21 protein-coding genes, 1 tRNA gene and 1 pseudogene are annotated in these 21,513 nt (G+C 69.8%); 12 read left to right on the top strand and 11 right to left on the bottom strand.

Annotated features, from left to right (window positions below; translation table 11 throughout):
* Positions 1 to 193: 193 nt before the first annotated feature.
* Complete coding sequence (locus H7H31_RS14640) at positions 194 to 913, top strand: hypothetical protein (RefSeq protein WP_232109853.1); 720 nt, start codon at positions 194 to 196, stop codon at positions 911 to 913.
* A gap of 383 nt (positions 914 to 1,296) precedes the next feature.
* On the opposite strand, the gene sigJ is transcribed toward H7H31_RS14640, so the two are convergent.
* Positions 1,297 to 2,235: an RNA polymerase sigma factor SigJ gene (gene sigJ / locus H7H31_RS14635; RefSeq protein ID WP_187061722.1), complete on the bottom strand. Its 939-nt coding sequence runs from the start codon at positions 2,233 to 2,235 to the stop codon at positions 1,297 to 1,299.
* Between the two features lie 212 nt (positions 2,236 to 2,447).
* Here sigJ and H7H31_RS14630 point away from each other — a divergent pair, with 212 nt between their 5' ends.
* Positions 2,448 to 2,921: a carboxymuconolactone decarboxylase family protein gene (locus H7H31_RS14630; RefSeq protein WP_187061721.1), complete on the top strand. Its 474-nt coding sequence runs from the start codon at positions 2,448 to 2,450 to the stop codon at positions 2,919 to 2,921.
* 178 nt (positions 2,922 to 3,099) lie between these two features.
* Positions 3,100 to 3,639 (top strand): YceI family protein, encoded by a 540-nt coding sequence (locus H7H31_RS14625; protein ID WP_187061720.1) that lies wholly within the window; start codon positions 3,100 to 3,102, stop codon positions 3,637 to 3,639.
* Between the two features lie 493 nt (positions 3,640 to 4,132).
* Here H7H31_RS14625 and H7H31_RS14620 read toward each other — a convergent pair whose 3' ends face one another.
* The 6 genes and pseudogenes from H7H31_RS14620 to H7H31_RS14600 form a co-directional block, all read right to left on the bottom strand.
* Complete coding sequence (locus H7H31_RS14620; protein WP_187061719.1) at positions 4,133 to 5,296, bottom strand: methyltransferase domain-containing protein; 1,164 nt, start codon at positions 5,294 to 5,296, stop codon at positions 4,133 to 4,135.
* Complete coding sequence (tgmB, locus tag H7H31_RS14615; protein WP_187061718.1) at positions 5,293 to 6,240, bottom strand: ATP-grasp ribosomal peptide maturase; 948 nt, start codon at positions 6,238 to 6,240, stop codon at positions 5,293 to 5,295. Before tgmB ends, H7H31_RS14620 begins: the two co-directional genes overlap by 4 nt.
* A gap of 4 nt (positions 6,241 to 6,244) precedes the next feature.
* Positions 6,245 to 6,475 (bottom strand): putative ATP-grasp-modified RiPP, encoded by a 231-nt coding sequence (gene tgmA, locus H7H31_RS14610; RefSeq protein ID WP_187061717.1) that lies wholly within the window; start codon positions 6,473 to 6,475, stop codon positions 6,245 to 6,247.
* An 89-nt stretch (positions 6,476 to 6,564) separates the two neighbouring features.
* A pseudogene (locus tag H7H31_RS14605) lies at positions 6,565 to 6,642 on the bottom strand.
* 528 nt (positions 6,643 to 7,170) lie between these two features.
* Complete coding sequence (locus H7H31_RS35150) at positions 7,171 to 7,452, bottom strand: DUF7848 domain-containing protein (protein WP_455567249.1); 282 nt, start codon at positions 7,450 to 7,452, stop codon at positions 7,171 to 7,173.
* Between the two features lie 574 nt (positions 7,453 to 8,026).
* Positions 8,027 to 8,497 (bottom strand): hypothetical protein, encoded by a 471-nt coding sequence (locus H7H31_RS14600; RefSeq protein WP_187061716.1) that lies wholly within the window; start codon positions 8,495 to 8,497, stop codon positions 8,027 to 8,029.
* Between the two features lie 204 nt (positions 8,498 to 8,701).
* Between H7H31_RS14600 and H7H31_RS14595 the strand changes: the two genes are divergently transcribed.
* The 7 genes from H7H31_RS14595 (at position 8,702) to purM (ending at position 15,714) form a co-directional block, all read left to right on the top strand.
* Positions 8,702 to 9,841 carry a helix-turn-helix domain-containing protein gene (locus H7H31_RS14595; RefSeq protein ID WP_187061715.1) on the top strand — a complete coding sequence of 380 codons (1,140 nt, stop codon included), beginning with the start codon at positions 8,702 to 8,704 and terminating at the stop codon, positions 9,839 to 9,841.
* Between the two features lie 21 nt (positions 9,842 to 9,862).
* Positions 9,863 to 10,441: an HD domain-containing protein gene (locus tag H7H31_RS14590; RefSeq protein WP_187061714.1), complete on the top strand. Its 579-nt coding sequence runs from the start codon at positions 9,863 to 9,865 to the stop codon at positions 10,439 to 10,441.
* A gap of 217 nt (positions 10,442 to 10,658) precedes the next feature.
* Positions 10,659 to 11,192, top strand: coding sequence for a GNAT family N-acetyltransferase (locus H7H31_RS14585; RefSeq protein ID WP_232110302.1), 534 nt, complete (start codon positions 10,659 to 10,661; stop codon positions 11,190 to 11,192).
* Positions 11,193 to 11,232: 40 nt separating this feature from the next.
* Positions 11,233 to 11,685 (top strand): DNA-processing protein DprA, encoded by a 453-nt coding sequence (locus H7H31_RS14580; protein WP_187061712.1) that lies wholly within the window; start codon positions 11,233 to 11,235, stop codon positions 11,683 to 11,685.
* Between the two features lie 62 nt (positions 11,686 to 11,747).
* Positions 11,748 to 12,278, top strand: coding sequence for an NUDIX hydrolase (locus tag H7H31_RS14575; protein WP_187061711.1), 531 nt, complete (start codon positions 11,748 to 11,750; stop codon positions 12,276 to 12,278).
* 759 nt (positions 12,279 to 13,037) lie between these two features.
* Entirely contained in the window at positions 13,038 to 14,594 is a 1,557-nt protein-coding gene (purF, locus tag H7H31_RS14570; protein ID WP_372456053.1) for an amidophosphoribosyltransferase, read from the top strand.
* A 40-nt stretch (positions 14,595 to 14,634) separates the two neighbouring features.
* Positions 14,635 to 15,714, top strand: a complete 1,080-nt coding sequence (purM, locus tag H7H31_RS14565; protein ID WP_187059990.1) for a phosphoribosylformylglycinamidine cyclo-ligase — start codon at positions 14,635 to 14,637, stop codon at positions 15,712 to 15,714.
* Between the two features lie 101 nt (positions 15,715 to 15,815).
* Here purM and H7H31_RS14560 read toward each other — a convergent pair whose 3' ends face one another.
* Together H7H31_RS14560 and H7H31_RS14555 are read right to left on the bottom strand one after the other, a co-directional pair.
* The gene (locus tag H7H31_RS14560; RefSeq protein WP_176163184.1) at positions 15,816 to 16,064 is read right to left on the bottom strand and encodes a DUF3073 domain-containing protein; all 249 of its coding nucleotides are present in this window, start codon (positions 16,062 to 16,064) and stop codon (positions 15,816 to 15,818) included.
* 916 nt (positions 16,065 to 16,980) lie between these two features.
* Positions 16,981 to 18,126, bottom strand: coding sequence for a Leu/Phe/Val dehydrogenase (locus tag H7H31_RS14555; RefSeq protein WP_187060181.1), 1,146 nt, complete (start codon positions 18,124 to 18,126; stop codon positions 16,981 to 16,983).
* A gap of 191 nt (positions 18,127 to 18,317) precedes the next feature.
* On the opposite strand from H7H31_RS14555, the gene H7H31_RS14550 reads away from it, so the two are divergent.
* Positions 18,318 to 19,154: a hypothetical protein gene (locus H7H31_RS14550; protein ID WP_176163186.1), complete on the top strand. Its 837-nt coding sequence runs from the start codon at positions 18,318 to 18,320 to the stop codon at positions 19,152 to 19,154.
* Between the two features lie 555 nt (positions 19,155 to 19,709).
* Positions 19,710 to 19,916, top strand: a complete 207-nt coding sequence (gene bldC / locus H7H31_RS14545) for a developmental transcriptional regulator BldC (RefSeq protein WP_003949541.1) — start codon at positions 19,710 to 19,712, stop codon at positions 19,914 to 19,916.
* 540 nt (positions 19,917 to 20,456) lie between these two features.
* Here bldC and H7H31_RS14540 read toward each other — a convergent pair.
* The gene (locus tag H7H31_RS14540; RefSeq protein WP_187118306.1) at positions 20,457 to 20,714 is read right to left on the bottom strand and encodes a DUF6274 family protein; all 258 of its coding nucleotides are present in this window, start codon (positions 20,712 to 20,714) and stop codon (positions 20,457 to 20,459) included.
* Between the two features lie 591 nt (positions 20,715 to 21,305).
* Positions 21,306 to 21,380 (bottom strand) — tRNA-Asp (locus H7H31_RS14535).
* Positions 21,381 to 21,513: the final 133 nt, after the last annotated feature.

Genomic DNA, 21,513 nt, shown 5'->3' with positions numbered 1-21,513 from the left:
CCACGCTGCCGCGCGGAGCGCGCGGGCGGTGGGTTGGGGCTCGCTGTGGGGTGGGGTCCGCGCCGGGTGGGCGGGCCCGGCCCCTGGGAGCCGGTGGGCATCCGCATGCCGCCGGGTCGCCCGGGTGCGGAAGACTGACGGGGGTGGCCGGGCCGGTGGGGCGCCCGGGCGTACGGGGACGGGGGAGCGGGACGTGGTCCTCTCGGTGCTGGCCAACGTCTCGATCGGCCTGCTGACGAGCGTGCTCGGTGGCTGCCTGGTCTGGCTGTGGGAGCGCGGCAAGCACACCCGTACGCTGAACAGGAAGGGCGCCTTCTTCGGCGTACGCCCCGGCGGCACCTGCCTGATCGTCCTGGGCAACAAGCACGACGCCCCCGGCGCCGCCCACCACCGCGACGTACGGGCCACCGTGGAGCTGGCCATGCTGGCCGGCGAACTCGGCTGCACGGTGACGGTCGAGTCCGACGACTTCCGTGGCAGCAACGGCGACCACACGGAGTTCTGCGTCGGCGGCCCCCTCGGCGGCGCCAACGCCCGCACGGCCGGCCACCTCTCCGCTCACCTCCCGGGCGTGACCTTCCACCCGTACGGCCCCGAGGGCGACGACTCGGTAGCCATCGAGGTCGCCGGCCAGCGCTACCGCTTCGACCCCGGCAACCAGTCGTACGCCCTCGTCGCCAAGTTCACCCCGCAGGAGTTCCGCCGCCCGATCATCCTGGTCTGCGGCCAGAGCGCGGTCGCGAACCAGGCGGCGATCCACTTCCTCCGCCGCGAGTACGCGCAGGTGGCCGCGCGACTGGCCACGGTGGAGCGCTACTGCGTCCTGATCAAGGTGTCCGGCATCACGACGTACGACTACCACCGGGCGGAGTTCGTGGGGGACGTGACGGGGGCGGCGTTCGGGGACGGGTGAGGGGCTGGCTGTGCGGGGCCCCGCGGGGCGGGGACCGGAGGTCGACGGGCTTGGAGGTGGGGTGCTCGGTGGGGCCATCCCCGCGCGCGCGGGGACCAGAGCAATTGACCTGCGGCTTTACCGCGCCGGGCCCCGGGCTTCTGCAACTTCCGCAGACTCCGACCTAGCACCCAAACCCGACAATCCACTTACGGCGCCCTCCCCGCAAAGCCGTACGCCCAGGCTATCGGGCCCGCCCCGCACCCACACGACGTACGCCCGCAGCCACCCCACCCGCTCGCCCGCCCACACTCACGCCGCCCCAGAAAGGCACCCCGCCCAGGACAGCGACCCACGCCCCGGACGGCACCCCCGACCCGCACAGCGCCCACACCCCCATCAACTCACCCCGCCGTCCACGGTCGCAGCTTGTCCGGGTTGCGGATGCCCCAGATGTGGGTGATGCGGTCGCCGCTGACGTCGAGGGACATCACCGACACCGTGACGCCGTCCAGTTGGAGGACCACGCCAGGCTGGCCGTTGACCGTGCGCTCCACCATCGTCAGGTCGGGAGCCTGGGTGGCGATGGTCATGAGGTGGTGGGCGACGTCCTCCCGGCCCGAGATCGGGTGGAGCGCGGCCCTGGCGCGACCGCCGCCGTCGCTGACCGCCGTGACGTCGGGGTCGAGGATGCCGATGAGGGCGACGATGTCCTTGGCGTCCCACGCCTGCTTGAAGTCGCGGACGACGTTCGTGCGCTGCTCGACCGAGGCCGCGGGGGCCTGCGCGCCGCGCAACCGGCGGCGGGCCGACGAGGCGAGCTGGCGGCAGGCCGCCGGCGTACGCCCGACAATCTCGGCCACCTCGGCGAACGAGTACCGGAAGACGTCGTGCAGCACGAACGCCACGCGCTCGGCCGGCGTCATCGACTCGAGGACGACGAGGAACGCCATGTTGATCGACTCGTCGAGCGTGACCCGGTCCGCCGGGTCGGCGGCGCTGCCCCCCGGCCGCCCGTCGGCCCACTCCGCGGGATCGGGCACCGGCTCCGGAATCCACTCCCCGACGTAACGTTCGCGCCGGGCGCGCGCCGAGCCCAACTGGTCCAGACAGATCCGGCTGGCGACCTTCATCAGCCAGCCACCGGGTGCTTCGATGGCCGCCTGCTGCTTCGGCGTCATGGCGTACCAACGGGCGTACGTCTCCTGTACGACGTCCTCGGCGTCGGCGAGGGAGCCGAGAAGCCGGTACGCGAGGTTGATCAACTGCCGTCGCTCGCTCATGATCGCGCCCAGGCCCGGGTCGACCGGGCCGCCCTCTCCTGGCTCCGTCTGGGTCCCCATGGTGTCGCCGCTCCCTCGTCGTCCGTTCCGGCGTCCGCGTCTTCTCTGCTTCTCCCTTACGACGAGACAGCCCATCGACATGTGAGGTCACGACGCGTCGCCTCACATTCTGCGGGGCTGTCTCGTCGTACTGCTGGGAACGAACACGGTCCCGCGTACCGCAGCCGTTCCGCCGCCGCGGCGGAACGGCCCAGCAGAAAAGGGAAAACGTCATGGACGCGCGTTACGACTTCTTCGCCAACCCGGTCTCCGGCAAATTCCTCAAGCAACTCGTCTCGTCGGCCAGGCCGCTCGTGGAATCGTCGCTGCCGGCGTCGACGCGGGAACTCGTGGCACTCCGCGTCAGCCAGATCAACGGCTGCGGATTCTGCGTCGACATGCACACCAAGGACGCCGTCGCGGCCGGCGAGACGCAACAGCGCCTGCACCTGGTCGCCGTCTGGCGGGAGGCCACGGTGTTCACCGACTCCGAGCGCGCGGCCCTGGAACTGGCGGAGGAAGGTACCCGCCTCGCCGACGCGGCCGGCGGCGTTAGCGACGAGGTCTGGGCGAACGCCGCCAAGCACTTCGACGAGGACCAGCTCGGCGCCCTGATATCGACCATCGCGGTCATGAACGCCCTCAACCGGTTGAACGTCATCACCCAGCGGCCCGCGGGCGACTACCAGCCCGGCCAGTTCGGCTGACCGACAACCCCCGAGTCCCGCACCTCTCCGGCGCCTGGCACCACCTCATGACGACGACGGCCGGGCCCGACGTACGGGCCCCGCGCCCGCGGTACGCGCCCACGGCCCGGCCGTCGCGCGCCAGGCGCCGCTCCGCCATCCCGCCCGCCATCCCCGCGCCCACCCTGGAGCAACCACCATGTCAACGACCCGCCCCAGCGAACTGACCGGCGACTACGTCATCGACGCCACCCGCACCCGCATCGGCTTCGTGGCCCGACACACCATGTCCACGCGGGTGCGCGGGCACGTCGACGCGTTCGAGGGCACCGTGCGCCTCGACGGCGAACACCCCTGGAAGTCCACCGTACGACTCGTCATCCAGGCGAAGGACGTCCAGACCAAGAACCGCCAGCGCGACACCCTGGTACGCGACAAGTTCCTGGACGCGAAGAACCACCCGACCATCACCTTCACCTCAACCGACGTCCTCCAGTCCGACGCCACCCACTACGAACTCACCGGCGACCTGACGATCCGCGGCACCACCAGATCCGTCACCCTGATCGTCGAACTCACCGACACCGAGCCCGACTCCCAGGGCAACCTCTGGGCCCACCTCAAGGGCACGACGACCATCAACCGCAAGGACTGGAACGTGAACTGGAACGCCTTCACCTCGGCGATGGTCAGCCCGACGGTGGTGGTGGAGTTCGATGCGGTGGTGGTGCGGGGGTGAGGAGGCCCTGGCGGGCTGTGGGGGATGAGGGCTGGGCTGTGAAGGGGGCGGCGGCCGGTGGGGAGCCCCGCAGGCGCGGGGACCAGCCCATCACCGCCACAAAGAAGCCCTACGGGCAGGGACCATCCCCGCACGCGCGGGGACCAGGGCGTGCTCAACAGCATCACGGACATGATCCCGGGACCATCCCCGCACGCGCGGGGACCAGAGCAATTGACCTGCGGGTTTGTCAGGCTCGTCCCTGGTTTTCTGCAACTTCCACGAACTCCGACCTTTCGCCGGATTGTGATGGCCGCGACATCTCACCCAAGGCGCCCCTCCCCTCAAGCAGGCGCAACAGACTAGCTCTACCCCGCCGGCACGGGGCGCCCCGACAGTCCCGCACCGGCGGCGGCCAGTGGGCACCCGCCACCCCGCAGAAGACAACCTGCAACCCGTCGACCACTCCTGACACAGCCTCTCCCAGTGCCCCCGTCCCTCGCGTCGAACCGGCTCAGATGGAAAACGTCCACGCGCCATCTGGGGCGATCAGCCTGCCGCTGTCCGAACCGAGTTCGACGCTCATCGAGTGCAGAGGGAACTGATCTCGCTCCTCCCACTTACGCCGGACGCGCTCCAGGTCGTCCCAGAGCCGGCGCGCTCCGTCCTGGTGCACGGTGCGCCGCGACGCGTCACCGCTCTCCTCTGCGCGTGCCCACGAACCGTCCGCCGCGAGGAGCCAGACCACGCGCCGACCGTCCGGCATGGTGGCCATACGGGTCTCTACACCGGGGGTATCCAGCTCGTACAACCAGCGAAGCGGCCATTCCTGCCAGAGGTTCGGAATAGGGCCGTCAGGGGAACGCACATCCGCCCCGTCAGCGTCCCGGGCGGTTGTGAATACCTCGTTGAGCTTGGGCGGGTAGTCGGGGCTCTGGCGGGTTTCCATGAACGTTGCCGGGTCGGGTTGGACGCTTCCCCGCGCAATGCCCTCGTCTCCCATGTCGGCCGTGATCAGTAGTGCCGTGTGGGCGATGGTGGTCACGAGCCTGCCACCGGGACGCAGCGCGCGGAGCCACGTATGCGGAACAGGGCGGACGGACACTGTGGCCATGATGCGGTCATAGGCGGGCTCAGGGAGTTCCCCCGTCGCGTCGATTGCTTCGATCCGAGGGATGCGGCCTAATGCAGCGAGGCGGGCGCGAGCGGCCTCAACGAGGTACGGGTCCACGTCCACACTCGTCACGCGCTCGTCTCCGAGACGTCGCGCTAAGAGGGAAAGCGCGTAGCCGGAGCCGGTGCCCACGTCCAGGACCCGATGTCCGGGTTCCGCATTCAACCGGTGCATCATGGAAACGATCAGACTCGGAAGCGTCGAGGACGAGGTGGGGCTCCCGGACGCCTTCTCTTGCGGCTTCGCGTGGTCGGCGTGCACGGGGCCGACGCGCGTGACAAGGGTTTCGTCACTGTAGGCCGCTGCGATCCGCGCCCTGGAGTCTTCGGCGTGGGCTGCCAACTCCCACTCCTCGGTCGGACTGTTCGGCACGCGTTCCCACCAGCGGGGTACGAGCAGGTGGCGGGGGGTCTTGCTGACTGCTTCGTGCCACTCCAGAGCGTTCGCGGCCACCTTGTCGGCCAGCGCCCTCGCCGCGTCGCCCCATGATCCCGATACGGTCATTCGGTCCCTCCTTGTAGTGCGTCGGCCATGGCCTCAACCATCGGGATACCTGCCTTTACGGCGATCCAATGCCATTGGCCATTGGGGTTGACCTCCAGGAACTTCCACAGACCGCCCGGTGTCACAGCGAAGTCCAGCGCCCCGAAGAACAGGCCGAGTTCGTCCATCAGGCGCCGCACTCCCCTGCCGACTTGCTGGGGAAGGCCGATGGGCCTGTAGGTGAGCGACCGGTAATCGTTGCGCCAATCGAGCCTGGCCGCCTCGCTCCCCGCATGGATGGCCACGGGGAACATGTGGTCGCCGATGACGGTAAGACGGACCTCGAACGCCTTGGCCACGTTCTCCTGGAAAAGGTGTGCGGTGCCGGTTACCCGATCATCGATCTGATCGGCCGTGATGAGCTTGACCGGAAGGAACCTCCGCTCGCCGTTCGGCCCGAGAATTCCCCCGCCGAGGCCCTTGTAGATGACGCGCTCTGATCCGATGAAGTCGCGAGCGTGGTCGGGGTCGGAAGTGATGACGGTCCTCGGTACGTCCAGCCCGACGCGAGCGGCCATGGCCAGTTGTCGAGGCTTGTAGTTCGCGGCTGCGTCGTTCGCCGGATGGTTGATCCAACGGACGGGCAGTGAGCCGAGTACGCCGAGAAGTCCGGACCGCGCTTCGGACACGGCGAACGCTCGCGCGTGGTCCGGCCATTCATCCGGCGTGACGAATTCGTTCGGGCGACGCCACCAGACTGACGTGACTGACTGAATGTCCAGCTTTCGGGAGGCGGAGAGGGTTCCCGCCCAGCCGTCCCCGGTGAGGGAGACGGCCAGGCGGGACGCGGAGGGAAAGTCGGCCGTGTCATACCGGACGACGTTCTCACCGCGCTTTCCCAACTCCTCAACCACAGCGTCGGCCGTCAGGTCGTCACGACCGGTCAGGATGAGGATTGTCCGCATGGGGTCAGTAGAGGTCCGTGCCGCTGTCGGAGCCCGGGGACGAGCCGTCGCCGTTGCTCGTCTCCGTCTGCGTCTCCGGCTTGTTCGCGGCCTCGGCGTGCCACGGATTCCCCGCAGCCGAGACGTTCAGTTGAAGCGCGTCGCTGTAGGTGATGACCGGGGCTTCCGAAGTGTTCGGGGGCGGAGAGACCAGGTGCTCAAGACCGAAGGGAACCGGGGGCACAATCGCAGTCACTTGTTTCCTCCTTGATGTCGCTTCCCGTCGTGCACTCGCGACCGGCCCCGGTCATGCACCGTGCTGGTGCACAGAGCCAGAGCGAGCAGTTCCCTTACCCGGACTCGAACCGGGACCTTCCGGTGAAGTCGCCACCGGGTGCTCTGCCTGCCTGAGCTATCAAGGGAGTGGTGTCTGTGTGCGGGCTGGATTGATCTCAGCCACGCGCAGCTATCGGGCCTCGCAAGGGAGTTCCCGCACGCGCGGGGACCAGCTGCTCCTCCACCTTCCTCCGGGGCGCCCACGGGGGCCATCCCCGCACGCGCGGGGACCAGTTGGGCGGGTGGGCGCACGAGGTCCACACCCTGGGGCTATCCCCGCACGCGCGGGGACCAGTTGGGCGGGTGGGCGCACGAGGTCCACACCCTGGGGCCATCCCCGCACGCGCGGGGACCAGAGCAATTGACCTGCGGGTTCGTCAGGCCGAGCCCCGGATTTCTGCAACTTCCGCGAACTCCGACCTTTCGCCCGAAGGCGATGGCCACGACATCTCACCCAAGGCGCCCCGCCCCCTAACCAGGCCCACCAGGCTATCGCCCAACCCCGCCGATACGACGCGTTCCGACAATCGCGAAGCGAAGGCCAGCGAGCGCAAGCCACCCACAGCAGGCCACCCGCAACTCGCCGACCAGGCACCCCCACATTCCCACAACCCCTCACAACGCCGCCGGCCCAATGTCCTCAGCCGGCGTCACGCGCCACCGCAAGGTGACCGTCGCGGCGAAGCGGAAGTGGCGCCCGTCCGCATGGTCGCGGGCCGCGTGGCGTGTACACCAGCGCTGCGCGCGCTCGTGCTGGGCCGTGATGGACTCCGACGGCTCGGGCTCCGGAGACAGTTCGTCGCACGCGAGACACCTGGCCCGGACGGTGTACGGCGTGGCCTCCGGATCAGGGGCGAGGGACATCTCGACGTACCGGTAACGGCGGCGGTGGGTCATGTCAGCGGTGGCTGGTGGGCGCGGAGGCGGGCGGTGCGGGCGCATGCGGGGTGAACCTCCAGGGTGCGAGGTGTGGAGTCGGCGGGGCCGGAACGTCCACTCACGGTCACCGCGTCTGCACGTTCCAACTCCCGTTCGCACAGGGGACACTGAGCGGCAGCGGCATCCGGCCCATGCGCGATTCGTACGGCGGAGGCGAGGACCGCCCCGAGGTAGTACGCATGAGCCAGGTACCGCCCCGACCAGTCGCCAGGGAACCGCCAGTGCAGTCCGGGCCCGGCACGGTGGTGCGTGGGCGGCACGCCGACGTAGTGGGTGCCAGGCCCGGCACCCAACACGGCAACGTGCCCGCGCAACCGCTCCCAATGGACGTACGCCGACTGATCGCCAACCGCCATCAACCAGTAGGCGCAGGCCATCCGTTCATCGATGATCGCGGCGCAGCTCTCCGTAGCGTCGAGGATCTGGAAGGCCCACTTTGCCACGGCCGAAGAAGTGCGCACGGCGTCCCATTGGCGCCCCGCCGGGAGGAGTAGCACCTCGTCGTGGATCGGGGGAGCCCAGCTTGTGTCGATCACGACACCCGCCCCCGGCCGCGCGCGTCGACGACCGCCGTGGCCAGCAGCTCCGCGTCGGTGAGCAGGCGGTCGCCCGTCGGAGCCACCCGCCACCACACGGTGTGGTCGCGGGTCATGCCGGGGACGAAGAGGAAGGAGTCATCGTCCCCCCGGACGCTGACCACCGGGTGGCCGTGAAAACGTTGCACGGCCGCCGCGTTGGGCTCGATGAGCCAGGTCTGACGGCGCTCGACGTTCTCCTCAATCACGGCCCCGGACGCGCCGCCGAGCGCGGCGAGTACCCGGTCACCGAGATACGTGGGCACCGTCAGGGCGTGCCAGCCCAGCTCCCCAATCCGCGTCCAGCGCACGCCGCCGCCGGGCGGAATCCAGTCGTGGGGAGTGGCCGCTCCATCTGGTGCTGCCTCTCGGGCCCCCGCGTCTCCGCTGGCATGCGGACGTGCCGCAACGTGCTTACTGCTGCTCATGTCGAGAGTTCCCGTCTCATCGATGCCGCGTGTCACTCGTGAGCGTTCAGCTGACCTATGCGTCTGGGATTCAGCGCACGTCGCCTCTATGGTCGAAATCCGTAGGGCGATGTCGCTCGTGGCAGTAACGTACGGTGAGCGAAACCTCGAAAAAACTGACGCCCAGTACGAGTTGAGCGGGCCTAGCCAGCAGGAGCCCATGGCATGGCGTCACGGCAAAAGGTGTCGAAGTGCGGAACCCTGACCACAGGTCCGGGTTCACCTGGGCGGGCCCGTGAAGGGGTCGTCACAGGGCATCTTTTCAAGGTCACGAGAGAACGGGCAGGGCTGACCCAGCAAGCCTTGGCCGAGGCGATCGCCGTCGACGTCACCACCGTGCAGGGGTGGGAATCGGGGCGCCGTGCCCTCACGGCGATCCCGTCCGCTCAGTTCCGGCAGATGCGACGCCATTTGCTACGCAGCGGGGCCGACCCCGCTCTCCTGGTCCTCTTCGACGCCGCGATGGATGCCGACGCCGTCCTGAGTCATGGCCTGAGCGATCGCCGATCGGGCGACGCACACGGCCACCCCTTGGCGAACTGGGTCTTCACTCGCTCGGCCACGCACATGATCGCTTGGGCGCTGACGGGAACTCCTCCCGCAGCGCTCCCCCGCCCTCCCGCCGGGATGCCTCGTCGACGTGGCCCCACGCCGGATGGTCCTTTGCTGGGAGAGCCCGAACGTCGGGCGTTCTTCGACGGCCTGCGGCGGAGTGCCGAAGTGGCGGACTGGACGGGCGCAGAGTGCGGCTTACTGCGGCGGCAAGCGCTCTACCTATGCAGTTACGACGTGGCACCGGATACGCACGCGTGGATGACCGAGATGCGGGGTAGGCAGGCGCGAGCATCTCAACGCAGCGCATGGAACTGGGCTGACGCTCGATCGTTGGCAACATCGCTCACGCGGCACGGAGAGCGCGACGCACTGCACGCGTTCATCGAGCGGGGCATGAGTGATGACGCGGGTGAACTGGCCAACCTGAATTACTGGGCCTACTGGCTGGGGCTCGATAATTTACCTCGGTCCGACGACGCGTTTATGGCTGGCCGTGCGGAGTGGGACGCGAAGGCACTACTCCGTAGCCTGGTAGGTCGCATGTCACCAGAACTCGGCTGCATCGACCTGAACGTCCACTCCGTGTGGTCGTTGCTCGCCGCACGCCCGGGTGCGCTAGCAGCGGACCACGAACTGTCCTGCGACCTCAAGCGGCGTGTAACGCGCCTACTGGATGGCGGTGTTGTGTCTACACGGTCCAGGCGCGAGTTGGATGCCGTGCATTACGGTCTGAAGCTGAACGCGCCGTGACCTACCGAGAGGACAGCTCGCATGCCTGACGACGATCAGCACGCCAAGGGTTCCGTTAGCTATCTGATGGAGATGGGCGCGCTGAAGCGCGGAAAGCGGTCCGGATGGTGGATTGCGGGCGTCAAGGACCCCGAAACCATCGCTGAGCACAGCTTCCGTGTCGCGGTCGTTGGGGCCGTCCTGGCGATGATGGAGGGCGCGGACCCCGCCAAGGTGGCTCTGCTGTGTACCTTCCACGACACTCAGGAGACGCGGGTCGGTGACATCCCCTGGATCGGGCGGCGGTACCTCACGGCAGCCAAGAACGAGGACGTCACGAAGGACCAGCTCGCCGATGCTCACCCCGCGGTGGCCGCAGGCATCCAAGCCGTGGTCGAGGAGTACGAGCACGGTGATTCCCTCGAAGTGCTCGTCGCGCATGACGCGGACAAGTTGGAGTGCATGATCCAGGGCCTCGAATACCTGGAACAGGGTTACAGCAATGCCCGTGAGTGGGTCGACAGCACACGGGCGAAGCTCAAGACAGCTTCGGCGATCGAACTGGCCAATGCAGCCCAAAACATGTCTTCGGTTGACTGGCAGCGTACCTATCTACGCTAACCCGAGTGCACCCTAGAATCGAAGGACGTGCCCGGCGTGGAGGTGAGCTTGTGACCGAAGCGACGGCCCACGCGGCTAACCCGTCTCGTATCAGACCGATAGGAGCCCGGGAAAGGTCGTTTCTGGGTGCAGAGGGTTTGGCCTGTGCCGCTCGTATCCGCGAAGCGACAGGCGGCGGGGCCCAATGACCCCGCAGAGTGCCGTCCACGTGGAACGCATGAACGGCGCCGCCGCAGCCCGCGCCGAAGAGGCATTCGCGCTGGTCTACGCGGAGGCGTTCGCGGAGCCTCCCTACGAGAAGACCGTGCGGGACGTCGAGGCGAACTTCCGCCGCTTCCGGTCGCAGGTACGCAAGGCCACGTTCCGGGCGGCCCTGGCTCGCAGCGTCGAGGGGGAGCCGGTAGGCATCGCCTACGGCTATCCGCTCAGCGCGTCGACCGGCTGGTGGGGTCGCCTCACTACCCCCGTAACTGACGAACAACGCCGCGAGGACGGACACCGTACATTCGGCCTCATGGAACTGGCGGTTCGCGCTCCTTGGCGGAAGCAGGGAGTGGCCAGGCGCCTCCACGACGCGATCCTCGATGACGTCGCAGAAGAGCGCGTTCTCCTCAACGCCCGCCCAGACGTCCCCGCAGCGCAGGCCGCCTATCGCTCGTGGGGCTACGAGAAGATCGGCGAGGCGTACCCGTGGGACGGCGCGGCCTTGCATGACGTCATGATTCTTGAATTGCGGAAGTCCACCCCATGACGGGTCGCCAGTGATCCATTGCGCGCCAAGACCGCTAGCTGTGGCGATCACAGGCACCAGGGACACGAGGCATCGCGAGGGCGCCTGGTATTCCGCCTTGTTCCGCGTATATCTCGCTCCGTGGGCGACCCAGGACGCACAGTTCTACATCGGTGGCGCAAAAGGCATCGACAACCTGGCCCTATGCCATCTCGCCGAGGAATCCCGCTCGCGTATCACGGTGGTCGTTCCCGGTACGGTCGAGCAGCAGCCGGCCGAGGCGCAGCACACCATCGAACAATGCCGAAGGCGGGGCCGCATCGCCGAAATCGTCGCACTACGGGCCCCGGAACTTCGTACTGCGGCGTTCCACGCCCGTAACCGTTGGATGGTCGACCGGGCCGACATGGTGATCGGCTTTCCGCTTACGGAGAGTGCCGAAGGCTCGGGCACGTGGCAGACACTCAACTACGCCACGGAACTGGGGAAGCCGCGCTTGGTCGTGCCCGTATGAGCGGCCGGCCGGGTTGCAACGAAGCCGGCTCCGGGTATGACCGTGCGTGGTGGGATGAAGCCATGGAGTGGACATCTCACGGCGAACGCACTGTGTACGAGAACCGCTGGGTCACGGTCAACATGGCTGACGTCGAACTGCCCGACGGCCGCCGCCTGGACCACACCGTCATTCGCCTACGCCCGGTGGCCGTCGCCGCAGTAGTCAACGAAGCGAATGAGGTTCTGCTGTTGTGGCGGCATCGCTTCATCACGGGCGCCTGGGGATGGGAACTCCCATCCGGCGGCATCGCCGAAGGCGAGGACCCGGCCCGGGCTGCGGCGCGTGAACTCGAAGAGGAGACGGGGTGGCGGCCCGGGCCGATGCGGCACCTGTTGTCCGTGGACCCGCAGCCAGGGATCTCCACCTCGCGACACCAGGCGTACTGGGCGGAGGGCGCCACCCGGGTCGGCCCTCCGGAGGACGCGTTCGAGTCTTCACGCCGTGAGTGGGTGCCGTTGAAGACGGTGCCCGACCTCATCGCCTGCGGCGACATCAGGTCGGCGAACGCGGTCGCCGCCCTGCTCATGCTGCATCGGCTACGGCTTGGCTGATCGGCAGGCACACCCAGCACGTGGGGACCAGGGCTCCCCGTAAGCCGTCCGCCAGCACGAAGAGGGGCCATCCCCGCCATCGCGGGGACCACGCCGGGATCAGCCCCCACGAAGTCCTTCACGGGCCACCCCCGCACGCGCGGGGACCCCGCCACCACCAACCCAGACACCCCCCGCCACTGCGGGCCACCCCCGCACACGCGGGGCCCAGGCCGCCTCCACCGAGAGAACGTCGACCTCCCAGGGACCACCCCCGCACGCGGGGACCGCCCCTCTCCGAGGATGAGGGTGAGCCGCTCGAGGGGAGCACCCCCGCACCCGCGCGGGGACCACGCCACCACCCACCCGAATTCTCCGCGCCGCTGCGGACCACCCTCGCACCCGGCGGGGACACGTGATGCCCGCCGCCAAGGCGCAGGCATCGTCACCGTCAGTGCCGCCGCCAGGCGGCCAACCCCACCCCCGCACCCACCCACCCCCACCACTCCCCGCTACAACACCCCCCTCCCCGATGTGTCCCTCATCTCATCTGAGCCCGCTCGGCCCCCGAACTCGGCCACCGCGCAGCGTCACCGTGAGGTCACCGTGTCGCGGCCGAGGCGCGACCTCACGGCCTTCACGCCGCACCGCACGCCCCATCCAGCCCGCCTCAGGGCCATCTCCGCCCGGGGCCTGAAATCTCGCCCGTAACGGAATGTAACCGTCCACTCCCAAGGTCGACCGAACGCCTGACCCCCGACCGCGGGTACAGTGTGTGTTGTGCGTGGTGACGGACTACTCAGCCACGATCTCCTTCCCGGCGAGAAGGGCCCCCAAGACGCCTGCGGCGTCTTCGGTGTCTGGGCTCCGGGCGAAGAGGTCGCCAAACTCACCTATTTCGGGCTGTACGCGCTGCAGCACCGTGGACAGGAGTCTGCGGGCATCGCAGTGAGCAACGGCTCCCAGATTCTCGTCTTCAAGGACATGGGCCTGGTCTCTCAGGTCTTCGACGAAACCTCCCTCGGCTCCCTCCGCGGCCACATCGCCGTGGGGCACGCCCGCTACTCCACCACCGGTGCGTCGGTGTGGGAGAACGCGCAGCCCACCTTCCGCGCGACCGCGAACGGCTCGATCGCGCTGGGCCACAACGGGAACCTCGTCAACACCGCCGAGCTGGCCGAGATGGTCGCCGAGCTGCCCCGCGAGGGCGGTCGGGCCACCCAGGTCGCCGCGACCAACGACACCGACCTGGTCACCGCGCTGCTCGCGGGCCAGGTCGACGAGGACGGCAAGCCGCTGACCGTCGAGGCCGCCGCGCAGCGCGTGCTGCCGAAGGTGCAGGGCGCGTTCAGCCTCGTCTTCATGGACGAGCAGACGCTGTACGCCGCCCGTGACCCGCAGGGCATCCGGCCGCTGGTCCTCGGCCGGCTGGAGCGCGGCTGGGTCGTCGCGTCCGAGACCGCCGCGCTCGACATCTGCGGCGCCAGCTTCATCCGCGAGATCGAGCCGGGCGAGATGGTCGCCATCGACGAGGACGGTCTGCGCGCCTCCCGGTTCGCCGAGGCCCGGCCCAAGGGCTGCGTCTTCGAGTACGTCTACCTGGCCCGCCCCGACACCGACATCGCCGGCCGCAATGTCTACCTCTCCCGCGTGGAGATGGGCCGCAGGCTGGCCGCCGAGGCGCCGGCCGACGCCGACCTGGTGATAGCGACGCCGGAGTCCGGCACGCCGGCGGCCGTCGGGTACGCCGAGGCCAGCGGCATCCCGTACGGGTCGGGGCTGGTCAAGAACAGCTACGTGGGCCGTACGTTCATCCAGCCGAGCCAGACCATCCGGCAGCTCGGTATCCGGCTCAAGCTCAACCCGCTCAAGGAGGTCATCCGGGGCAAGCGCCTGGTGGTCGTGGACGACTCGATCGTCCGCGGGAACACCCAGCGCGCGCTGGTCCGGATGCTGCGCGAGGCCGGGGCCGCCGAGGTGCACATCCGCATCTCCTCGCCGCCCATCAAGTGGCCGTGCTTCTTCGGTATCGACTTCGCCACCCGCGCCGAGCTGATCGCCAACGGGCTCTCCGTCGAGGAGATCGGCAAGTCGCTGGGGGCCGACTCGCTCTCGTACATCTCCATCGACGGGATGATCGAGGCGACCACGATCGACAAGCCGAAGCTGTGCCGCGCCTGCTTCGACGGCGAGTACCCGATGGACCTGCCCGACCCGGAGCTGCTGGGCAAGCACCTCCTGGAGTCGGAGACGGCCGGGGTGGCCAAGCCCGACGCGGACGGCGTCGCGACGCTGACCGCCGGTGTGGGCGGGGCCGACGCGCTCCGTCGCCCGTGACCCGCACGCACCTCCTCATCACAACCTGAAGGTTCCAGCCATGCCTGAGACATCTCCCGTCGGCGGCGGCGCCAGCTATGCCGCCGCGGGTGTCGACATCGAAGCGGGCGACCGCGCCGTCGAGCTGATGAAGGAGTGGGTGAAGAAGGCCACCCGGCCCGAGGTCGTCGGCGGCCTCGGCGGCTTCGCCGGGCTCTTCGACGCCTCCGTGCTCAAGCGCTACGACCGCCCGCTGCTCGCCTCGGCCACCGACGGCGTCGGTACGAAGGTGGACATCGCCCGCCGTCTCGGGGTCTACGACACGATCGGCCACGACCTGGTCGGCATGGTCGTGGACGACCTGGTGGTGTGCGGCGCCGAGCCGTTGTTCATGACCGACTACATCTGCGTCGGCAAGGTCTACCCGGAGCGGGTCGCCGCCATCGTCAAGGGCATCGCCGAGGGCTGCGTCCTCGCCGGCTGCGCCCTGGTCGGCGGCGAGACCGCCGAGCACCCGGGCCTCCTCGGCGCCGACGACTTCGACGTAGCCGGCGCCGGCACCGGCGTGGTCGAGGCCGACCGACTGCTGGGCGCCGAGCGGATCCGCCCCGGCGACGTGGCCATCGCGATGGAGTCCTCCGGACTTCACTCCAACGGGTACTCGCTCGTGCGGCACGTGCTGTTCGACCGGGCCGGCTGGAGCCTGGACCGCGAGGTGGCCGAGTTCGGTCGCACGCTGGGCGAGGAACTCCTGGAGCCCACCAAGATCTACGCCCTGGACTGCCTGGCGCTCACCCGTACCGCCGAGGTGCACGCGTACTCGCACATCACCGGCGGCGGGCTCGCGAACAACCTGGCCCGGGTCATCCCCGACGCGCTGCACGCGACCATCGACCGGTCGACGTGGACGCCGGACCCGGTGTTCGACGTCGTCGGCCGGGCCGGTTCGGTCGAGCGTGCCGAGCTGGAGAAGACCCTGAACATGGGCGTCGGCATGATCGCCATCGTGCCGCAGGAGTCCGTGGACGTGGCGCTCACCACCCTGGCCGACCGAGGCGTGGACGCCTGGGTCGCCGGCGAGATCACCGAGCGCGGCGACCGCGCCGAGGCCGTGACCCTGACCGGTGACTACGCGAGCTGAGTCCTACGTGGGCAGCACAGAACCCGGTCCGGGGCGCGGGGCCCTGGACCGGGTTGATGTTGGTGCTGTGAACGCCGTAGACGTGCCGTGGACGCGAGACGTCAAGCGCGACGACGATGCGCCGGAGAGTCCGAGGGCTCATCATCACCCTCGTCGTTGTAACGATCCGCGTACTCCGCGTACGGATCGTCGTCCTCCAGCTCATCGTCGAGCGGCTCGCTGTTCGGCGGCTGCTTCGTCGTCGATGCGCCTAGCTCGTTGGCCAGGCGTGAGAGATCCGTCCCACCGCTGTTGTACTTCAGCTGGCGGGCGACCTTTGTCTGCTTGGCCTTGGCCCGGCCGCGCCCCATGGCTCGACCCCCTCGGTGACGGGGCTCGACGGCCCCAGAGTCTTGACACGCGTTCATGAGTCGGAGCGGACTCTCGACGGAGAGACCGGTCCGTAGGGCTTCAACGGTACCTGTTTCTCTGGCCATACGGTACGTCGCCCACGGCACGTGCCACCTGGCAGAACCTACGAGGCGCCCCGTCCTCGCTGGTCAGCAGCGATTTTAACGCGTATGAGGCGCCGACCCGCCGGCGGGCCGTGAGCGATCTCTCCCTTATCGCCCCCCGCGACACGGCGCGGGGGGCCCCCGCCCGCCCCCCGGCGGCCTCCGGCTGCCGGCCGGTGGCCGGGCGGGGGCGGCCGGGTGACGGGGGTGCGACGTTCGGCCCAACGGGGGCGGTGTCCGGCCGGTGGCCCCGCCCCGTGGAGCGGCCTCGGCCGGGTCTGCGGCGGGTGGCGCGATTCGCCCGGCTGGCCGCGCCCACCTGGGGTGGGCCACCTGACTGGGTCACCGGGGCGACCGTTCGGGCCAGCGGTGGCGTGCGCGAGCGCGGTCGGGAGTGCGGCGGCGCGGCGTGCGCGGGCGCGGACCGGGGGCAGACCAGGGGCGGCGGGGGAGTGCGGCCGGGAGCGGGCTGGGCGGTTCGGGGCCCGGTCGGTGGGGCGGGGTCCTGGTGCGCGGGCCGTCGAATTTCGGCCGCCGCGATGGACCGGGAAGGGCGGGCCCGCGGCGCTCGGGCGCGTGCGGTGCCGTGACAGGGGTGGCGTACGGCTGCCGCGCGCCCGGGCGCCGGGGCGGGCGGAAGCGGCGACGGAAGCCGCGGCAGGGGTGTCGCCGCGGCTTGCGCCCCCGCTTCCGCGAGGTCGCTGCCGCGCGGCTGCCTCGGAGAGGCCGCTTCCGCGCGGGCGCGTCCGGCAGGGCGTGGGCCCCGCGGGGGTCAGCTGCGGCGGGCCTCGGCCATCCGCTGCTCGGCGATCCGGTCGGCCGCCTCGGCCGGCGGGATGCCCTCGGAGCTGGCCCGCTCGAATATGGCCAGCGTCGTGTCGTAGATCTTGGTCGCCTTGGCCTTGGCCCGGTCGAAGTCGAAACCGTGCAGCTCGTCGGCGACCTGGATCACGCCACCGGCGTTCACCACGTAGTCGGGCGCGTACAGGATGCCGCGGTCGGCGAGGTCCTTCTCCACGCCGGGGTGGGCGAGCTGGTTGTTGGCCGCGCCGCAGACCACCTTGGCGGTCAGGGCCGGCACGCTGACATCGTCGAGGGCGCCGCCGAGCGCGCACGGGGCGTACACGTCGAGTTCGCCCGTGATCAGGTCGCTGGTGCTGTCCACGACCGTGACCTGCGGGAACCGTGCCCGGACGCGGTCGATGGAGGCGTCCAGGACATCGGTGACCACCACGTCGGCGCCGTCCTCGATCAGGTGCGCCACCAGGTGGTGCCCCACCTTGCCGACGCCGGCGACGCCGACCCGGCGACCGCGCAGCGTGGGCTCGCCCCACAGGTGCTGGGCCGAGGCGCGCATGCCCTGGAAGACGCCGAAGGAGGTGAGCACCGAGGAGTCGCCGGCGCCGCCGTTCTCCGGGGAGCGGCCGGTGGTCCAGCGGTTCTCGCGGGCCACCACGTCCATGTCGGTCACGTACGTGCCGACGTCGCAGGCGGTGACGTAGCGACCGCCGAGCGAGGCCACGAAACGACCGTAGGCGAGCAGCAGTTCCTCGCTCTTGACACCGCCCTGCTCGACGCTGGCCGGGTCGCCGATGATCACGGCCTTGCCGCCACCGTGCTCGAGCCCGGCGAGGGCGTTCTTGTACGACATGCCGCGGGCGAGGTTGAGCGCGTCCAGGACGGCTTCCTCATCGGAGGCGTAGGCGTGGAAGCGGGTGCCGCCGAGGGCGGGGCCCAGGGCGGTGGAGTGGATGGCGATCACGGCCTTGAGGCCGGACTCGCGGTCCTGGCAGAGCACGACTTGCTCGTGGCCGCCCTGTTCCGACTGGAAGAGCACGGAGAGCGGATCGCTCGCACGCACGGTCGGGCCGTCGACGCTGACGGTATGACGTACGTCAGTCACGGTGGTGACTCCCATATGTCGCGGTGGATGCCCTCCGGGGGGTGGGGGAGGGCCGGTCGGCAAGAGCGTAAGACCTGGGGCGCCGGAGGTTGGGCACAGTGCGGAGGATCACTCACTCGGGGACGGTGGGCGTGGGACGATGCGAGCGACCGGGAGGCGCGGTACGGCGCTCCCCGGCGACCAACTCCGGCCATGAGGGAGCGGGCGTGACCTTGGCGTCTTCGGTGGTTGTCCCGTATGCGGCCTATCTGCGGGTCTATGAGCCGTTGGCCGCCTTTCCGGAGCCGGAGCGCAGCCACTGGGCGGAGTACGCGCGCCGCGAGCACACGCCCAGCGCGCAGGACGAGCTGCGGCGGTCGCTGGCGAACCTGCTCCCGGTGCCGCCGGTCCCGGTCCCGGTGCACGAGAGCGACGACGCGTTCGTGGCCTCGGTGGACGGCGTCACCTGCGTCTGCCCCTGGCGCACCCGACTGCGCGGCTGGCTGGCGCTGGAGGAGATCTCCCAGCGGTTGCCGGGGCCGCTCCTGGACGCCGCGCTGCCGCCGGTGGTGCGCCGGCAGGCGGTGGCCGATTTCGAGCGCTGGTCGGAGCGCAATCCGGACGCCCGGCCGTGGATCCGCAGCGCGACCTGGCACGTGCCGGTGCGCTGGTTCGTCCTGTTCGCCGACGCGGAGCGGGAGTACACCAAGGGCGAGGACGGCCTCGTGCTGCGGTACCGCACGCCGATGGTCGAGGCCAGGCGCCGCGTCGCGCGCGGCCTCAAGGCGCTCAAGGAGGCGCTGGAGGAGGGCCCCCTGATCGACGGCCTGGTGGACGTCGGCCGTTGGCTGGAGGAGTTCCACCCGCGCTCGCTCGTGGAGTTGGACTACGGCGGCCTGGTGCACGCGCTGCCCGAGGGAGAGTTGGCCGACGACCATTCGGCGGCGGACGTCGCGGAGGGCCTGGCGGCGCTGCGCGCGGGCGACGGGGCGCGGGCCGGGGTCGCGTACGAGCGTCTGACGGACCGTTGGAGCTCTGTACGGGATCGGCAACGATCTAGCTGAAGTAACGTCACAGACAGCGGTTTAGAGCCGTTACGGGGTGTTGCGCGCGGCGCCGCGGGGTCAAGCTGGGAGCGCTGCCACGAGGGGACGGGCGTGGGCGCGGTCGGATCGGGACGTAGGTCCCGATCCGGGCGATTGCCTCAACCGTGATCTAAAGCACTGAGTTCGGGCCTTGCGGCCATCCCCCATCCTCGTGTCAAAATAGGACAAGGAGTCCACGCAGGGCTCCTTCCGTCCAACTAAGGGCGGATGTATCGGTATTGCGCTCCTTGGTGGGTCTGGTGACGCGTGGTCCTTCTGTGACTGATCGTCACGGCGGCGTGACTGTCCGCTATGGCATAGTCCATCGGCTTCCGTCGAGGTTGAACACCTGAGAGGGCAATTCCATCGGTTTGGCCGACGTGGCTGGACAGATGGTGTAGTTGTAGTGCCGAGGACAAGCCGTTCGTCCTATAACCGACTCGGCCCGCGTCCGCCATTTCGGGCAACGCGGGTCAAGGTGCAGAATTTAGAGGAAAGAACCGTGATGGTTCGGTTCTCCCGAGGAGGCCGCTCATGACCGCTCGCACCCCTGATGCCGAGCCGCTGCTGACCCCGGCTGAGGTTGCCACGATGTTCCGCGTGGACCCGAAGACGGTCACACGGTGGGCCAAGGCAGGCAAGCTCACGTCCATCCGCACGCTCGGAGGGCACCGGCGCTACCGCGAAGCGGAGGTCCGTGCACTTCTGGCGGGCATTCCGCAGCAGCGCAGCGAAGCCTGAAACAACCGCATAACCGGGCATTTCCGGGTCCCCCAATCCGGTCCTCGCCCGTTTCGCTCCACACGACCGGCGTCTGCCCCAACAGGCGCCACGCCCGCCTGACTTGGGTGCGTCGTCGATCGCGCTGGACTCCGCCGGGTCCAGCGCGGTCTTTTTTTATGCCCGGACACCTTCGCCCTGGGCCTCCGGAACAGCCTGCCCCGGCCGCCCGCGCGGCGGCCAACACCGGGCAGTGGGGTGTCCGATCGCGAGGACCCGGGGGTGCGGAACCCTCCCCGAGGGGGTGGGAAACCGACCGAACCGGCCCGGTATCGGGGGCTCGCGCCGACGGCCCGGTCGCGACCAGTCCCGGGTGCAATTGCACATATTAAATTGAGAGGGCGTAAGCGGGGCGTGAGTTCCCCCGCCGCGGAAACTCCTTCGGTGACTCCCATCACAGCACGCCGCACTTGTCTGCTATGCCTCAAGTGCGATATGCGGTCCCCGTATCCGGACGCCTCCACCCTGTCACCGGACACGGCGCGTACACAGCGCCGTTGGTCACCGCTCCGGAGGACTTTCGTCCCCCTTCGGGGTCTGCCGCGCCGCCCGGCCGGCCCCGCTGGCCGGCTCGGCGCCACGGGCGAGACCCACGCCGTGTCGCGCCGATGCCGCCTCGGGCTGCCCCGGCTGCTCCAGGGCCAGCCGCAGCAGGCGGTGGCAGACCGGGCAGTGCCGGGTCAGATGTCGGTAACCGGATGCTGCGGATAGATGGGCGCGCAGCAACGCCCTCGTCTCGTGCTTCGCCGACGTCGCCATATGCGTACCTCCCGGCCCCCACGGCCTCCCTGACTGGGTACCGCCGGCGCGTGCCCCAGTCAAGGCGCACCGGCGGGTAACACATGCTGGCCGACCCGTTCCGGTCGGCCGGGGCACGGCGTTGGCGCCTCGTCGGAACTGCCGAAAGGCAGGTAGGAACGTTTGAGAAAGGCCCGGGAACGCCGTGCGGGGCGCCCGCCGGGACGCCTGTCAGGTTGTTGCCCCGCCCCCGCCCCCGCCGCCACGCGGTCGGCGGCCGGGGACGGCTGGCCGCCACGGGCGCCTCGGCCCGCTCGCGGGCGCTGACGGGGCCCGCCACGGCGTGTTCCGCGCCACCCGCCCGACTGGCCACGGTCCCGCCGCTGCCTGGGGGCGCCCCACGGGCCCCGCCGCCCGGCCGGGCGCAGGCCCGTGGGGCGCCGGGCCGCAGGCCGGTGCGTACGGGACGGGGCCAGCCGGGCGGGGTGACCGGGCGGGGCACGGTGGCCGGGCGGCGGCATGCGAAGTGGGAGCGGGCGGGGGCGTACGGGAGAGGGTGCGGAAACGGCGATGAGGCCCGCACCCTTGGGGTGCGAGCCTCATCGCCTACTGCGGTCCTGACGGGATTTGAACCCGCGGCCTCCACCTTGACAGGGTGGCGAGCACTCCAAACTGCTCCACAGGACCAAGCTTTCGCGCCGTGTTGTGCTTGTCCGGCCGCGAGAAGAGACTCTACAGCAGGTCAGGGGGTGGGGTCGAACCGCGCTCCCGGGCCGCCCCCGCCGGGGTCCGGAGGCCCAGGGAGGCGGCTGTCCGGGCA

The organism is Streptomyces buecherae (assembly GCF_014295035.1).
In the GTDB taxonomy this organism is placed as follows: Bacteria; Actinomycetota; Actinomycetes; order Streptomycetales; family Streptomycetaceae; genus Streptomyces; species Streptomyces youssoufiensis.
The sequence above is the reverse complement of the archived record's forward strand: the minus strand, read 5'-3'. Positions and strand labels throughout refer to the sequence as shown.

What these genes read in the sequence shown, in the direction of transcription:
- bldC (WP_003949541.1), top strand. Translation starts at nt 19,710, where the DNA reads ATGACCGCTCGCACCCCTGATGCCGAGCCGCTGCTGACCCCGGCTGAG.
- H7H31_RS14630 (WP_187061721.1), top strand. Translation starts at nt 2,448, where the DNA reads ATGGACGCGCGTTACGACTTCTTCGCCAACCCGGTCTCCGGCAAATTC.
- purM (WP_187059990.1), top strand. Translation starts at nt 14,635, where the DNA reads ATGCCTGAGACATCTCCCGTCGGCGGCGGCGCCAGCTATGCCGCCGCG.
- H7H31_RS14560 (WP_176163184.1), bottom strand. Translation starts at nt 16,064, where the DNA reads ATGGGGCGCGGCCGGGCCAAGGCCAAGCAGACAAAGGTCGCCCGCCAG.
- H7H31_RS14575 (WP_187061711.1), top strand. Translation starts at nt 11,748, where the DNA reads ATGGAGTGGACATCTCACGGCGAACGCACTGTGTACGAGAACCGCTGG.
- sigJ (WP_187061722.1), bottom strand. Translation starts at nt 2,235, where the DNA reads ATGGGGACCCAGACGGAGCCAGGAGAGGGCGGCCCGGTCGACCCGGGC.
- H7H31_RS35150 (WP_455567249.1), bottom strand. Translation starts at nt 7,452, where the DNA reads ATGACCCACCGCCGCCGTTACCGGTACGTCGAGATGTCCCTCGCCCCT.
- H7H31_RS14595 (WP_187061715.1), top strand. Translation starts at nt 8,702, where the DNA reads ATGGCGTCACGGCAAAAGGTGTCGAAGTGCGGAACCCTGACCACAGGT.
- H7H31_RS14585 (WP_232110302.1), top strand. Translation starts at nt 10,659, where the DNA reads ATGAACGGCGCCGCCGCAGCCCGCGCCGAAGAGGCATTCGCGCTGGTC.
- H7H31_RS14625 (WP_187061720.1), top strand. Translation starts at nt 3,100, where the DNA reads ATGTCAACGACCCGCCCCAGCGAACTGACCGGCGACTACGTCATCGAC.
- H7H31_RS14600 (WP_187061716.1), bottom strand. Translation starts at nt 8,497, where the DNA reads ATGAGCAGCAGTAAGCACGTTGCGGCACGTCCGCATGCCAGCGGAGAC.
- H7H31_RS14590 (WP_187061714.1), top strand. Translation starts at nt 9,863, where the DNA reads ATGCCTGACGACGATCAGCACGCCAAGGGTTCCGTTAGCTATCTGATG.
- H7H31_RS14555 (WP_187060181.1), bottom strand. Translation starts at nt 18,126, where the DNA reads ATGGGAGTCACCACCGTGACTGACGTACGTCATACCGTCAGCGTCGAC.
- tgmB (WP_187061718.1), bottom strand. Translation starts at nt 6,240, where the DNA reads ATGCGGACAATCCTCATCCTGACCGGTCGTGACGACCTGACGGCCGAC.
- H7H31_RS14540 (WP_187118306.1), bottom strand. Translation starts at nt 20,714, where the DNA reads ATGGCGACGTCGGCGAAGCACGAGACGAGGGCGTTGCTGCGCGCCCAT.
- H7H31_RS14620 (WP_187061719.1), bottom strand. Translation starts at nt 5,296, where the DNA reads ATGACCGTATCGGGATCATGGGGCGACGCGGCGAGGGCGCTGGCCGAC.